The following is a 13,311-nucleotide window of genomic DNA, read 5'->3' on the forward strand; positions in this document are numbered from 1 at the left end:
GGGGTTACGAAGGTTAATGCGAGTTTAGGAACTTGGCTGAACGGAATTCGAACCGCGGCTGGATTGGCGGATCGTCCGGGGGCGATTTCCCGTTCCGATTGAATTGGATAAGCGCGCGGGGGAAAGGTAACCCGGCGGGGTTAACAGGCCGGATGCGGCTGTATCAGTGTACCACTCCATACAAGTCGTGCGCGTCACTGTCCTCTATTGAGACAGTTACAATATCGCCCGCAGCGAGGTCGCGCGGCACATTGCGCAGGTAAACCGCCCCGTCGATCTCCGGCGCGTCTGCCTGGCTGCGCCCGGTTGCGCCGATGTCGCCATCTTCATCCGGTTCGCCGACTTCGTCGATGATGACCGGAATCGTAGTCCCCACCTTGGCCGCGAGCTTCGCCGCGCTGATCCGTTCGGTGACTTCCATGATCCGGGCGTAGCGGTCTTCCTTGATGTCTTCCGGCACGGGATCGGGCAGGGCATTGGCCCGTGCGCCTTCGACGGGTTCGAAGCGGAAGGCACCGACACGGTCGAGCCGGGCTTCCTCCAGCCAGTCGAGCAGGTACTGGAAATCCTCTTCGGTTTCGCCGGGGAAGCCCACGACGAAGCTCGAACGGATGGCGATTTCGGGACAGGTCTCGCGCCACGACTTGAGGCGTTCGAGAACCCTGGCCTCGTTGGCCGGGCGTTTCATTGCGCGCAGCACCTTGGGGCTCGCATGCTGAAACGGGATATCGAGATAGGGCGTAAGCAGCCCCTCTGCCATCAACGGAATTACCGCGTCGACATGGGGGTAGGGATAGACATAGTGGAGCCTTACCCAGGGCGGCACGCCTCCGCCGATGTCGAGCTGACCAAGCTCACGCGCGAGGTCAGTCATGTGAGCCCGGACCTCGCGGCCTTTCCACTGGCGGCTTTCGTGGCGCGTATCGACCCCATAGGCGCTGGTGTCCTGACTGATCACCAGCAGCTCTTTCGTCCCCGCAGCAACCAGCTTTTCCGCTTCGCGCAGCACGGCATCGATCCGGCGGCTGGCGAGTTTCCCACGCAGGTCCGGGATGATGCAGAAGGCACAGGAGTGATTGCATCCTTCGGATATCTTGAGATAGCTGTAGTGGCGTGGCGTCAGCTTGATGTCGGGCTGTGGGATCAGATCGACATAGGGGCCTTGCGACGGCGGGGCGTGTTCGTGCACGGCCTCGACCACCTGTTCGTATTGGTGCGCCCCGGTGACCGCGAGCACCTGCGGATGTGCCGCGCGAATGGCGTCGGCTTCCTCGCCCATGCAGCCGGTCACGATGACACGGCCGTTCTCGGCAATCGCCTCGCCAATGGCCTGCAGGCTTTCTTCCTTCGCGGAATCGAGAAAGCCGCAGGTATTCACCAGCACTACGTCGGCACCGGCATAGTCCGGGCTCATCGCATAGCCATCGGCGCGCAGGCGCGTGAGAATCCGTTCGCTGTCGACCAATGCCTTGGGACAGCCGAGGGAAACCATACCGACCTTCTTCTGGTCGGGGATCGGGGTGGTGGTCGTACTCATGATTGCGCGCGCCTCTACACCCGCGGGCGGCTTTGCGCTAGCTTAGAGCGTATCGGGTATTTGAGGGAGACGGAGAAATGAGCGAGATCAACTGGTTGCCCGTGCTGCTTGGCGCGCTGGCCTTCTTTCTGGTGGGGGCCATCTGGTACGGGGTCCTGTTCAGCAAGGCGTGGCAAAAGGCAGCAGGGGTTAGCGACGAGCAGCTTCAGGGCGGAAATATGGCGCTGATCTTCGGTCTGACATTCCTGGCAGAAGTCGTGATCGCGATGACGTTGTGGCATCTGATCGTCCGCACCGGCGCCAGCGACCGGGCGGTGATGATGATGGCGGTCGGTTTCGGCGCCGCGATCATGACCCCGGCGATCGGGATCAACTACCTCTACCTACGCAAGACGCTGGCCCATTTCCTTATCGATGCCGGTCACTTCATCGTCGGTATGGCCGCGATGGGCGGTGTCTTCCTGTATTTGCGCTGACCTCTCAGGCCTGTTCGCGATCCTCGCGGGCGTGGCCATCGCCCTTGGTCTCGCCATTGGTGGTGGGCACGATTTCGACAATCACGTCACCGGGCTGCAAGTTCTGGCATTCTTCCTCCCAGAAGCCGAGCGCCCTGCCCTTGCGATACACGCGCAAGCCCCGGCCACCCGTTCGCAACTCGCCGATGGCACATCCGCATTCTTCCTCGGTAATCTCGCGTTCGACCAATTGAACCCGGCCGGTCACGCTGGCAAGATCGGCGAGATATTCGGCGATATGTTCTCCCTTGGCGCTGCCGGCCAGAAGCAGGCCGGTAAACCGCACGGGATTGATGACATTGTCGGCACCTGCCTGACGCGCGAGTGATTCATTGTCATCGGCGCGCACGACCGCGCTGATCGGAACATTGGGAGCAAGCGCGCGCACGGTCAGCGTTATCAGTATCGTGGTATCGTCGCGCCCGGCCGATACGAGGACATTTTGCGCTTCGGCAATCCGAACTGCCTTGAGCGTCTGGTCGCGCGTGGCATCGGCGGCCATGACATTGCACCCCAGCGCTTCGGCTTCCACCAGACGTTCTTCGCTCGGATCGATCACGACGATGCAGGACGGATCGGTGCCGCGCTCGATAAGTTCGCCGACCGCTTCGGAGCCGGATATGCCATAGCCGAGCACGACGATGTGATCGGAGAGCTGTTCCTGGATGCGGGCCATGCGCCATTTCTCCCAGCTGCGCTTGATGATGAAATTATAGGCTGTGCCGACGAAGATGAAGAAGACGGCGAAGCGGATAGGAGTCACGATGACGGCCTCAACCAGCCGCGCACGGTCCGAAATCGGGGCAATATCGCCAAAACCCGTGGTGGTGATCGATATCATCGTAAAGTAAATGACGTCGAGGAAACTGACCTCGCCGTCGAGATTGTCGACCAGACCTTCGCGGTCCCACCAATGGACCATGACGACGATGAAAATCAGGAACAGCGCAAGGCCGAGCCGGATACCCAGATCGCCCCAGACCGGAAGCTTGACCGCGCGCCTGAGCGGCTGGAACCGCGGCCCGCGATAGCTGCGGGGCGGATTGGTAGGGGCGATCCTGTCGACCTGCTTGTCGCTGCTCATCGCGGGCCTTGGTGCGCGCGGAAGCACGCAGGGTCAATAGGATAGCGCGGGATCACCCTTCGTAACGCTCGGCCAGCGCGCCGAGCGAAGAGTGGTGGGTGAGGTCGAGTTGCAGCGGGGTCACCGAAATATACCCCTCGTCGATTGCTTCGAGATCGGTCCCATGGTCGAGCGTGTGCTCGATCGCTTCGAGGCCGAACCAGTAATACTGGAACCCGCGCGGATCGCGGCCTTCGACCACCGTCCCGCGCGAGTAATCGTGAAAGCCCTGGCGCACCGCGCGGATGCCCTTCACTTCGGAAGGGGGCACCGGCGGGAAGTTTACATTGACCAGCGTGCGCTTGGGTAGCGGCGTGTCGAGCAGCGGCGCCAGCACTTTCGCGCCCCATTCCATCGCCGGACCGAAGGGGCCGTTCTCGCCCATGCCCTCTTTCGCATAGACCTGACTCAGCGCGATCGAGCGCACACCGGCCAGCGCGCCTTCGATGGCCGCCGAAACGGTGCCCGAATAGGTGATGTCGTCGGCCAGGTTGGCGCCGCGATTGACGCCCGACAGGATGACATCGGGCTGTGCCTCGATCACCTTGCGCAGGCCCATGGTGACCGCGTCGGTCGGCGTTCCGGTAACGGAAAAGCGGCGTTCGCCGTGCTTGCGCAGGCGGACAGGGCGAGTCAGCGTGAGCGCATGGCCCATGCCCGACTGTTCCTCGTCCGGCGCGCAGATCCAGATATCGTCCGAAAATTGGCGCGCAATCGCTTCGAGCACTTCGAGACCCGGTGCGTGGATGCCATCGTCATTGGTGAGCAGGATACGCATCAGGATTTTGGTTCCAGTCTGGTGACACCGCCCATATAGGGGGCAAGGCATTGCGGCACGGTGACGCTGCCATCGGCCTGCTGGTAATTTTCCATCACCGCGACCAGCGTGCGTCCGACCGCCAGGCCCGAGCCGTTGAGTGTGTGGACGAACCGCGTTTTCTTCTCGCCTTCGGGGCGATAGCGCGCATTCATCCGGCGGGCCTGGAAATCGCCCGTGTTCGAGCAGGACGAAATCTCGCGCCAGGCGCCCTGGCCGGGCAGCCAGACTTCGAGATCGTAGGTCTTGCGCGCGCCGAAGCCCATGTCGCCGGTGCATAGCAGCATGCGGCGATAGGGCAGGTTCAGTGCTTCGAGCACGCCTTCCGCGCATTTCGTCATACGCTCGTGTTCCGCCTCGCTATCCTCCGGACTGCAGATGCTGACCAACTCGACCTTTTCGAACTGGTGCTGGCGGATGAACCCGCGCGTATCGCGGCCAGCGGAGCCGGCTTCCGAGCGGAAGCACAAGGTGTGCGCGGTCATGCGGATCGGCTCGGCGAGATCGGGGAGGATTTCCCCTGCAACCGAATAGGTGAGGGGGACTTCAGAAGTAGGAACGAGCCATCGGCGCTGCTCAGCTGCCGAACGATAGTGGGCATGAAGCTCGTTGGCTTTGGCTTGCACCATTCCCCATTTTTGTGCTCCGTCGTCGCCCTCATCGCCGAGTTGGTCGACATATGACATAAGCTCTTTGAAGCTACGCAAATCGCTGTTCGCTTCTTTGTCGGTAGCAAAGCTGTCTTCGGCAAACTTGGGTAGCTTGTCGGTACCGTACATCGCCTCGTCGCTTACCAGCACGGGCGGATTGCATTCGGTGTAGCCGTTTTCGCGCGTCTGCTTGTCGAGCATGAACTGCGCGAGCGCGCGGTGCAGCCGGGCGATATCGCCGCGCAGGAAAGTGAAACGCGCGCCCGAGAGCTTGGTGCCGGTTTCGAAATCCATCCCCAGCGCGGGCCCGATATCGGCGTGTTCCTTCGGCTCGAAATCGAACTCGCGCTTGGTGCCCCACTGGTGCTGCTCGACATTGTCGGTCTCGTCCGCACCCTGCGGTACATCGCGGGCAGGCAGGTTGGGCAGGGTGGCGAGCAGATCGTGCAGCTCGGCGCCCGCAGCGCGCTCGGCCTCTTCCCATTCGGGCATGCTCGCCTTTATCTCGGCGACTTCGGCCTTGAGCGCTTCGGCCTTGTCCTTGTCGCCCTGGCCCATCGCCTGGCCGATCGCCTTGGAGGCCTCGTTGCGGCGGCTTTGCGCCTGCTGGACCCGTGTTGCCGCCTCGCGCTTCTTGGCGTCGAGCGCGATGATGCGGTCGGCCACCGGCTCCGCCCCGCGGCGGGCGAGGGCGGCGTCGAAGTCGGTCGGATTGGCTCTGATAAAGGCGATATCGTGCATGGCCGGGCCTATGCCTTTTCGCATTGGCCTTGGCCAGACACTTCGGGCCGCCGCGCCTTGTCCTTTTGCGGGCACGCATCTAGCCTCCGAACGTTCAGGGGGCAATTCCAAGAGCTTGAAAGGCCAGCCAGCTTGAACGACCAGCCGATCCAGCCACCGCGCCGAACCCGCTTCATCGATATCGCGGACGGCGTGATCCGGGGTGGGCGGAGGCTGGGGCTGATCGATCCGGCGCGGCTCGACAGGAATTTCCTGTTAGACCAAGCGGTTGACGCGACCGGCCTCGACGATTTCGGCGATCGGTGGTTCGAACGCCCGTTCGACGTGCTGCTCGACAGTGTTCGGCGCGAGGCGCAGCTCAATGCGGCGGGCGATTTCTCCGCCATGAAGATGTTCCATCACGTGCTGCGCGACCGGCTCTATGCCCAGATGTGGTTCGCCCGGCACCCCGAAATCCTCGCCCGGCCGCTGAAGAACCCGGTGGTGATTGTCGGGCCGATGCGCTCGGGAACGACGCGGCTCCATCGGCTGCTGGCGAGCGATAAACGCTTTGCCCATCTGCGCAGCTTCGAGACGATCAGCCCCGTGCCGCGCCCCGAATTCGAAGCGGTGCTGGCGGGTGAGGCGGAGGATTTCCGGCCCAAGCTTGCGAGCCGTATCCTCAAGGTCGCGCGGCTGGCCAATCCGCGCACGCTGTCGATCCACCCGACCGGTGCGTTCGAACCCGAGGAAGAACTAGGGCTCATGGCCGCCTCGATGTACGGGATGAAGTGGGAGGCCCAGTGGCATGTACCGTTATACTCGGATTGGTGCGCGCGCGAATCCGCGGTGCCGGCCTATCGCCACATGGCCGATCTGCTGCGGCTGATCGGCTGGTCGCAGCAGGAAAGCTCGCTGCGGCCCTGGATCCTCAAAACTCCGCAGCACATGCTCGATCTGCCCGCGCTGCTCGAAGTGTTTCCCGACGCGCGGCTGATCTTCACCCATCGCGATCCCCGTCAGGTGGTCGGCAGTGCCGCCTCGCTCGCATGGAACCAGACCACGATCTACACCGATCATGTGTCGCCGCAGGAAACCGGGCGGCAATGGCTCGACAAGACCGACCAGATGATCGCGAAGATGCGTTCTGCGCGCGATGCCATCCCGCGTGATCGGATGATCGATGTGCAGTATGAGGATATGGAGCAGGATTGGCGCGGGACCATGGAGCGGGTCTACCGCTTCCTCGGCCTCGACATGGAACCCGCGGTGCCGGGAATGCAGCGCTATCTCGATCGTTCGGCCCAGCTCAAGCGCAACCCGCACCGCTACAGCCTGGAGGAGTTTGGTCTCAGCGAAGGCGAGGTCAGTGAACGCTTCGCCGACTATGCCGAGACATACGGCATCCCGATGGAAGGACGGGCGGCACCCATGCCGAGGCGGGTAGCCAAATAGGCACGAAAAAGGGGCCGGAAGCCAGGCCTCCGACCCCTCTTCGATCCGGATGGATCAGTAGGTGAAGGTTACCGAAGCAAAGACCTGCCGCGGGTTGCCATAGAAGGCCGTCAGCGTTCCTTCGGGACCGAGCGTCGGGATCGGCAATCCGTTTGCGCCGTTCCGGATCGCGCCCGTCCTCGGATCGGTCACCACGAAGGTATAGCCGCTGGTCTTGTATTCCTTGTCGAGCAAATTCTTGCCGTAGAGGCCCACGCTCCAGCGCTTCCCGGGCGCGGTATAGACCACGCTTGCGTCGAGCAGGGCGAAGCCTTTCTGGTCGAGGAAGGGGTTGGGGATCTCGAACTGGCTCGTCTTGCTGCGATAGGACAGCGTCGTGCCGAGATAGAGATCGCCTTCGCCAACCGGCATGTCATAGCTGGCGGTGATGCTGCCGGTCAGCTCGGGCGTGTTCTGAACCACGCGGAATTCCGCGACATCTGTCGGCGTATTGCCGATATTGGTGATGTATTCGTCATATTGCGCGTCGATATAGCCGAGCGATCCGGCAAGGCCGAACCCGCCGGGGAAGCGTGCATTGGCCTCTAGCTCGAGGCCCTTGAAGGTGGCCTTGCCCGCATTGGAGACGACGCCGCAGAAGGTCGTCACTCCCCCGACCTGACACGCGACCGAGCCCGGAATCTGAACGTCGGTGTAGTCGGCATAGAAGGCCGCTGCGGCGATGTTCAGGATACCGATATTGCCCTTGTAGCCAATCTCGTAGCTGTCGACTTCCTCGGGCGCGAAGCTCAGGAAATCAGCGACTTCCTGGTCGGTCGGGCCTCCCGGCGTCGTGGTGGGCGCATTGAGGCCGACCCCGCGCGGATCGAACCCGCCGCCCTTGAAGCCTTTCGAATAGCTCGCATAAATATTGTGATCGGGCGTGGGCTTGAAGCTTATCGACGCCCGGGGTGTGAACTTCTTGAACTCGCGGCTACCTGCGAAGTCTGTGCTCGGCCCGCCGAAGGTGACGCCTGGCCCACCGAATACCGGTGAACCGCCCAGATAGTTCTGGCGGAGGATTTCGGCGCTGCGTTCATCCCAGGTGTAGCGCCCGCCGACCGACAGGCTGAATTGCTCGTTCAGATCGTAGGTGAAATCGCCGAAGATGGCATAGGTTTCGGTATCCACATTGGCCTGGGTGAAGGCGGTAAACCCTGGGAAGGTGGTGAAAAGGCGCACGTCGAACAGCGTGTCGGCCTTGGCGTCGAGATAATAGAAGCCGAGCAGCCCGCTGAACGGCCCGCCATCGTCCCAGACGAGCTGGAATTCCTGGCTGAGCTGTTCGTTGAAATAGGCGCCCGGCACATCGAGATCGACCGCTGGCAGCGCGTCGAAATCGATCGGGGTGAAGCTGTCGTCCTTCCTCCACGCCGAGATGGACCGGAAGGTCAGCGCATTGCTCAGTTCGACTTCCGCATGCAGCGACAGGCCGTAGGATTCGACTTCCTGTTCCGGATCGTTGAGCGCGCCCCGCGTGTCGAAGACATTGTCGAGAATGGGCGCACCCGAAACGAGCCCCGGGATCAGCCGGTGGCCGCCGCGCGGATTGCTCTTGTCTTTGGTGTAATCGCCCTGAACGCGGATAAAGACCGGCTCGCCATAGCCGCCAAGCTCGAGGCTCGCGCGGCCCGCCCAGATATCCTTGTTGTAGTTTTCAAGACCGGTGGTGAGATTGTCCCCGAAACCGCCGCGCGAAAGCCGCGCGACCGACCCGCCGATACGGGCAAGGTCGCCAAGCGGGGTCGAGGCGGTGATGACGCCTTCGGCCTGGTCGTAAGTGCCATAGGTCGCGCGCACTTTCAGCGCAGTATCCTGCGGCAGGCGCCGCGTGACATACTTGACCGCGCCGCCGATCGTGTTGCGGCCGTAGAGCGTACCCTGTGGGCCGCGAAGAACCTCGATCCGTTCGACGTCGTAGATATCGAGCACCGCTGCCTGCGGGCGGTTGAGATAGACATCGTCGAGATAGATGCCGACGCCTTGTTCGAAGCCGGAAACCGGGTCCTGCTGGCCGATCCCGCGGATGAAGGCGGACAGGGTGGAATTGGTCGCGCGGCTGGCCTCGAGCGTCACATTGGGGACCGATTGGCCGACATCGGTAATATCGAGCGCCCCGCGCTGCGTAAGCTCTTCGCCGCTGATCGCGCTGACGGCGACGGGAACGTCCAGCAGCCGTTCTTCGCGGCGCCGTGCGGTGACGATGATGACATCTTCGTCGGCGGCAGGGGTAGCTTCCGAGATCGCGTCTTCAGCCGATTGCGCCTGCACGGGCGAGGCAATCAGTGCTGTCGTGGCGGCGCTGCAGAGCAGGCTTGCGGCTAGAATTCTGGTCGAACGCATTTCGGATTCTCCCTCCCGATCTCAAATATCTTGCGGGTAGCGATACTGAAACCTGAACCAACTTTCAAGTTTGTTCTTGCACGAGGGGTGCCGTTTGATAGGTATGGGGCATTCGGGTTGGGGGATCGGCGCATGACGAGGGCGGGCGAATTGAACGACAAGACGCCGCGAACGGAGCGCGGGCGGCGAACCTTGCGCAAGCTGCTGGATGCGGCGGCAACCGAGTTTGCCGAGCGGGGTTTTCACGAGGCGTCCATCAGCGGCATCACGCGCAGCGCCGGTGTCGCGCTGGGCACGTTCTACACTTATTTCGACAGCAAGGATGCGATCTTTCGCGCTCTGGTCTCCGATATGAGCGCCGGTGTCGGCAAGGCGGCGCGCGAAGCGCTCGATCCGTCGATGGGCGCGCTGGAAGTGGAACGTGTCGCCCTGCGCGCATTCCTCGAATTCGCCTCGGAACACAAAGAGATATACCGGATCATCGACGAGGCGGAATTCGTCGATCCCGAAAGCTATCGCGCGCATTACGAAACCATCGGTGCGCGGATCGAAGAGCGCCTGAGAAAGGGCGCGGAGAGCGGGGAATTCCTACCGGGTCTCGGCACTCCCGAAGCCTGGGCGCTGATGGGAATGAACGTGTTTCTCGGTCTGCGTTATGTCATCTGGGCGCGCGAAGGCGATCCCGATTTCGAGGAAATCGCTCGCCGGGCCAACGGTATGCTCGCCAGTGGGATTGGCGGATCGGGCGGGTGATCCCGGAACCGCGCGCACGTGCCACCGTTGATCATCCAAAGGAGCATCGACATGATAGGCAAGGTTATCGGAGCATTTGTCGGCGATCGCATCGCCAGACATACCAATGGCATCGGAGGAGCGAGCGGGGCCGCGCTGGGCGTAGTCGCAACCACTGTGCTGCGGCGCATGAGCCTGCCTGCAATGATCGCTCTCGGCGTGGGTGGCTATGTCGCGAAAACGGTGCTCGACAGGAAACAGCAGGAAAAGAGCGATTCCTCCGGCGAACCAGTATCTCGTGCCGAAAGTGGAAATGGCAGGGTCCAAGCCGCCTGACGACCATACGCGACTGCCGGTATGATCCGAAGGGCCGCCTCGAGGGGTGGCCCTTTTCGATTCATCAAGGCACGCATTTGCATCCTTCGGCGGGCTTTCTATGCTCGTGCCTCACAACCTTTCCCAAGATCGTCAGAAAACTTCGCGCTTCCCCAAGGGCGCCAGAGCAGGAGACAACATGACCGCAGAGACCGATACAACAATCGAGCCTCCGTTGGTCGACCTGCCCATCAAGACTGCATCACGTGGATTTTATGACGGTTTCAGCCGAGAAGTGACGATCCCGTCCAAGGTGATCGTTTCGCTGCTCATCATGTGGGCGATTTTCTTTCCGGTCAGCGCCAGCGAGACTTTGACCGCCGCCAATTCGACGATCATTTCATCCTTTTCGGGCTGGTACGTCTACCTTGTCGCCTTCCTGACGTTGACCTGTTTTGTCCTGGCAATTCTCCCGCGATCGGGCGAATTGCGTATCGGCAATCCGGGGGAGGAGCCCGAATTCGGGCGGTTTTCCTGGTTCGCCATGCTGTTCGGCGCAGGCATCGGTATCGGGATGTTGACCTATTCGACCGGCGAGCCACTGGCGCATTTCTCGAACAATCCCGAAATCATTCGCGGTGCAATCGAAGCGCGGTCGGTCGAAGCCGTGCGGCCGGCCTATATCTACACCTTCCTGCACTGGGGCTTCGCTGCCTGGGGGACATATGCGCTGGTGGGGCTGGCGATCGGGTATGTGGCGTACCGGCGCGATTTGCCGCTTACCATCCGTTCGGCGCTTGCGCCGCTGTTCGGACTGCACCTGTCTGGGCGGTGGGGCCATCTGGTCGACATCGTGGCGGTCGTGGCGACGATCCTCGGGGTCGCGGTGACCATGGGCTTTGGCGTCGAACAATTCATCGCGGGCCTCGCCCGGCTGGGGCTGGGAGACTGGCTGCTCGATCCCGACGGGTCCTCCTCCGCAATGGCGGTGATCCTGGCTCTTGTCGTCCTTGTCGGCGCCTCCACGCTGAGTGCGCTTTCCGGCGTTGGCCGCGGGATCAAATGGTTGTCCAATCTCAATATGGCCCTGTCTTTCGCCCTTCTCGCCCTGTTCATGATTGTCGGGTCCGGTCTGTTCGGCCTGCGTCTTCTGGGCACGGGTCTATGGGATTATCTGCGCACGCTGATCCCGAATTCGCTTACTCTGTTCGAAGGCGGAGGCGCGATGGGCGACGCACTGGTACAATGGCAACTCGACTGGTCCGTATTCTATTGGGCGTGGTGGATCGCCTTTGCGCCTTTCGTGGGCATGTTCATCGCCCGGATTTCGCGCGGACGGACGATCCGCGAATATGTCCTGGGCGTGATTCTCGTGCCCTCGCTCATGTGTTTCGTGTGGATGACGATCGTCGGCGGCACAGCCATCGATCTGGAATTGAGCGGAGCTGCCCAGGGCGCGATCGTCGGCACCGGCATTTCCGACCAGCTTTATGCAACATTGGCCGTTTTGCTCGATCCGGCGGTCGCCGCGCTGGTCTCGGGCTTGGTTGTCGTCCTGCTGATGACCTATCTGATCACATCGACGGACAGTGCGATCCTGATCGTCAACACCATCAACGGTGCCGGGGATAGCGAAGGCGAGCGGCGTCACCATATTTTCTTCTGGGGCGCGGCACTGGCGTTCGTCGTCGGCAGCATGCTCATCCTCGGCGGGATCGATGCAATCCGGATCACTATGATTATCGGAGCCCTGCCGTTCAGCTTCGTGGTCGCCATAATGGCGGTTTCGATCCTCAAGGCGGTTGCCTTTGATCTGAGGCGCAAACGGCACGGCGTACCCACTACTGCCCAGGGATGTGCCGATCTGATGGCTGGAAAGTAACGCCTTTCGTGCTTGCCACCGCGCAGTGACTTTTGCTTTCGCTTCTGCGCCTGTGCAGTCGGGAGTGCGATTCAGCCTGCCTTGGCACTCTTGTAGGCCTGGATTATCTGATGTTCGGCGTGGAGTTTGCCTGCCAGGGTGTGGCTTGCCGCCGCTTTAAGCGTTCTTCGCGCGACATCGGAAACGGACTGCGGTGCCGCGGCGATCCTTGTGGCGATTTGGCAGGCTCTCGCCGGCAGCGCCCGATCGTCGACGATCTCGTTGACCAGGCCAATCCTCAATGCAGTCGGCGCGTCAATCTTCTCGCCGGTGAGCATTGCTTGACTGGCCCATCGCGTGCCCACCGCCTCGCTCAGCAGGCTCGCCAGCCCGGTACCGGAAAAGGCACCGAGCATGGCGTGCGTATCCGCAAAGACCGCGCTTTCGCCAGCAAGGATGAAATCGCAGCGAAGCGCCAGTTCCAGGCCGCCGGTGATGGCCGGGCCATTCACGGCGGCGATGATAGGTTTGCCAGCCTCGCTTACCGCGCAAATGGAATCGGCGATGTGCGCTCTCGATCGAGTCGGATCGCTGAATTCCTTCAGATCGAGCCCTGCGCAAAAGGAGCTGCCCGATCCGGTGAGAACACAGGCCCGCCAGTGTGAATCGGCGCGAAGTTCGGCGAGTGCTTCGAGAAGCTTCTCGGCGAGGGGCGAGTTAAGGGCGTTGCGGGCGTCTGGCCGGTTGAGGGTGAGTAGCATCACCCCGTCGGCGGGCTCGGATTTCAGCAGGGTGGCGGGCAAGGCGCTTCTCCTCGATCGGCATCGACATGCATCACAACGCAATCAGAGTTTGTCGGTGAGTTCGGGTACGATCTTGAAGAGGTCACCGACGAGGCCGATATCGGCGACCTGGAAGATCGGGGCGTCTTCATCCTTGTTGATGGCGATGATGGTCTTGGAATCCTTCATGCCGGCCAGGTGCTGGATCGCGCCCGAGATGCCGATCGCGATATAGACTTCCGGCGCCACGATCTTGCCGGTCTGGCCGACCTGATAGTCGTTGGGGACATAGCCTGCATCGACCGCCGCGCGGCTCGCGCCGATCCCGGCGCCGAGCTTGTCGGCGAGCGGGGTGATGACCTGTTCGAAGGTTTCCGCATCCTTCAGCGCGCGGCCGCCCGAGACGATCACCTTGGCGCTGG

General features: G+C 62.2%; 12 protein-coding genes. 5 read left to right on the forward strand and 7 right to left on the reverse strand.

The window, feature by feature from the left end; all coding sequences use genetic code 11:
- Positions 1 to 163 precede the first annotated feature (163 nt).
- A complete protein-coding gene (rimO, locus tag MUY37_RS14800) occupies positions 164 to 1,537 on the reverse strand; it encodes a 30S ribosomal protein S12 methylthiotransferase RimO (protein ID WP_499196121.1) in 1,374 nt (457 codons plus the stop codon).
- A 77-nt stretch (positions 1,538 to 1,614) separates the two neighbouring features.
- Here rimO and MUY37_RS14805 point away from each other — a divergent pair, with 77 nt between their 5' ends.
- Entirely contained in the window at positions 1,615 to 2,013 is a 399-nt protein-coding gene (locus MUY37_RS14805; protein ID WP_499196122.1) for a DUF1761 domain-containing protein, read from the forward strand.
- A gap of 4 nt (positions 2,014 to 2,017) precedes the next feature.
- Here the strand turns inward: MUY37_RS14805 and MUY37_RS14810 are convergent, their stop codons facing one another.
- Genes MUY37_RS14810 through serS form a run of 3 tightly spaced genes read right to left on the reverse strand, consistent with a single transcriptional unit; the run spans position 2,018 to position 5,383 of the window.
- Positions 2,018 to 3,136, reverse strand: coding sequence for a potassium channel family protein (locus tag MUY37_RS14810; RefSeq protein ID WP_499196123.1), 1,119 nt, complete (start codon positions 3,134 to 3,136; stop codon positions 2,018 to 2,020).
- Positions 3,137 to 3,188: 52 nt separating this feature from the next.
- The gene (surE, locus tag MUY37_RS14815) at positions 3,189 to 3,953 is read right to left on the reverse strand and encodes a 5'/3'-nucleotidase SurE (RefSeq protein WP_499196124.1); all 765 of its coding nucleotides are present in this window, start codon (positions 3,951 to 3,953) and stop codon (positions 3,189 to 3,191) included.
- Positions 3,953 to 5,383: a serine--tRNA ligase gene (gene serS / locus MUY37_RS14820; protein ID WP_499196125.1), complete on the reverse strand. Its 1,431-nt coding sequence runs from the start codon at positions 5,381 to 5,383 to the stop codon at positions 3,953 to 3,955. The genes surE and serS overlap by 1 nt, the downstream gene beginning before the upstream one ends.
- Positions 5,384 to 5,515: 132 nt before the next feature.
- Between serS and MUY37_RS14825 the strand changes: the two genes are divergently transcribed.
- Positions 5,516 to 6,817, forward strand: a complete 1,302-nt coding sequence (locus MUY37_RS14825; protein WP_499196126.1) for a sulfotransferase family protein — start codon at positions 5,516 to 5,518, stop codon at positions 6,815 to 6,817.
- Between the two features lie 54 nt (positions 6,818 to 6,871).
- Here MUY37_RS14825 and MUY37_RS14830 read toward each other — a convergent pair whose 3' ends face one another.
- Entirely contained in the window at positions 6,872 to 9,199 is a 2,328-nt protein-coding gene (locus tag MUY37_RS14830) for a TonB-dependent receptor (protein ID WP_499196127.1), read from the reverse strand.
- Between the two features lie 132 nt (positions 9,200 to 9,331).
- Between MUY37_RS14830 and MUY37_RS14835 the strand changes: the two genes are divergently transcribed.
- The 3 genes from MUY37_RS14835 (at position 9,332) to MUY37_RS14845 (ending at position 12,128) form a co-directional block, all read left to right on the forward strand.
- A complete protein-coding gene (locus MUY37_RS14835; protein WP_499196128.1) occupies positions 9,332 to 9,952 on the forward strand; it encodes a TetR/AcrR family transcriptional regulator in 621 nt (206 codons plus the stop codon).
- A gap of 51 nt (positions 9,953 to 10,003) precedes the next feature.
- Entirely contained in the window at positions 10,004 to 10,267 is a 264-nt protein-coding gene (locus MUY37_RS14840) for a hypothetical protein (protein WP_499196129.1), read from the forward strand.
- Positions 10,268 to 10,445: 178 nt separating this feature from the next.
- Positions 10,446 to 12,128, forward strand: coding sequence for a BCCT family transporter (locus MUY37_RS14845; protein ID WP_499196130.1), 1,683 nt, complete (start codon positions 10,446 to 10,448; stop codon positions 12,126 to 12,128).
- A 71-nt stretch (positions 12,129 to 12,199) separates the two neighbouring features.
- Here the strand turns inward: MUY37_RS14845 and MUY37_RS14850 are convergent, their stop codons facing one another.
- Both MUY37_RS14850 and MUY37_RS14855 read right to left on the reverse strand, forming a co-directional pair.
- Entirely contained in the window at positions 12,200 to 12,910 is a 711-nt protein-coding gene (locus MUY37_RS14850) for an enoyl-CoA hydratase/isomerase family protein (protein WP_499196131.1), read from the reverse strand.
- A 42-nt stretch (positions 12,911 to 12,952) separates the two neighbouring features.
- The coding region (locus MUY37_RS14855; RefSeq protein WP_499193444.1) for an electron transfer flavoprotein subunit alpha/FixB family protein at positions 12,953 to 13,311 on the reverse strand (359 nt) is incomplete at its 5' end.

Source organism: Qipengyuania sp. ABI-127-1, assembly GCA_022953095.1.
Classification (GTDB): domain Bacteria; phylum Pseudomonadota; class Alphaproteobacteria; order Sphingomonadales; family Sphingomonadaceae; genus Qipengyuania.

What these genes read in the sequence shown, in the direction of transcription:
- rimO (WP_499196121.1), bottom strand. Translation starts at nt 1,537, where the DNA reads ATGAGTACGACCACCACCCCGATCCCCGACCAGAAGAAGGTCGGTATG.
- MUY37_RS14805 (WP_499196122.1), top strand. Translation starts at nt 1,615, where the DNA reads ATGAGCGAGATCAACTGGTTGCCCGTGCTGCTTGGCGCGCTGGCCTTC.
- MUY37_RS14810 (WP_499196123.1), bottom strand. Translation starts at nt 3,136, where the DNA reads ATGAGCAGCGACAAGCAGGTCGACAGGATCGCCCCTACCAATCCGCCC.
- surE (WP_499196124.1), bottom strand. Translation starts at nt 3,953, where the DNA reads ATGCGTATCCTGCTCACCAATGACGATGGCATCCACGCACCGGGTCTC.
- serS (WP_499196125.1), bottom strand. Translation starts at nt 5,383, where the DNA reads ATGCACGATATCGCCTTTATCAGAGCCAATCCGACCGACTTCGACGCC.
- MUY37_RS14830 (WP_499196127.1), bottom strand. Translation starts at nt 9,199, where the DNA reads ATGCGTTCGACCAGAATTCTAGCCGCAAGCCTGCTCTGCAGCGCCGCC.
- MUY37_RS14835 (WP_499196128.1), top strand. Translation starts at nt 9,332, where the DNA reads ATGACGAGGGCGGGCGAATTGAACGACAAGACGCCGCGAACGGAGCGC.
- MUY37_RS14840 (WP_499196129.1), top strand. Translation starts at nt 10,004, where the DNA reads ATGATAGGCAAGGTTATCGGAGCATTTGTCGGCGATCGCATCGCCAGA.
- MUY37_RS14845 (WP_499196130.1), top strand. Translation starts at nt 10,446, where the DNA reads ATGACCGCAGAGACCGATACAACAATCGAGCCTCCGTTGGTCGACCTG.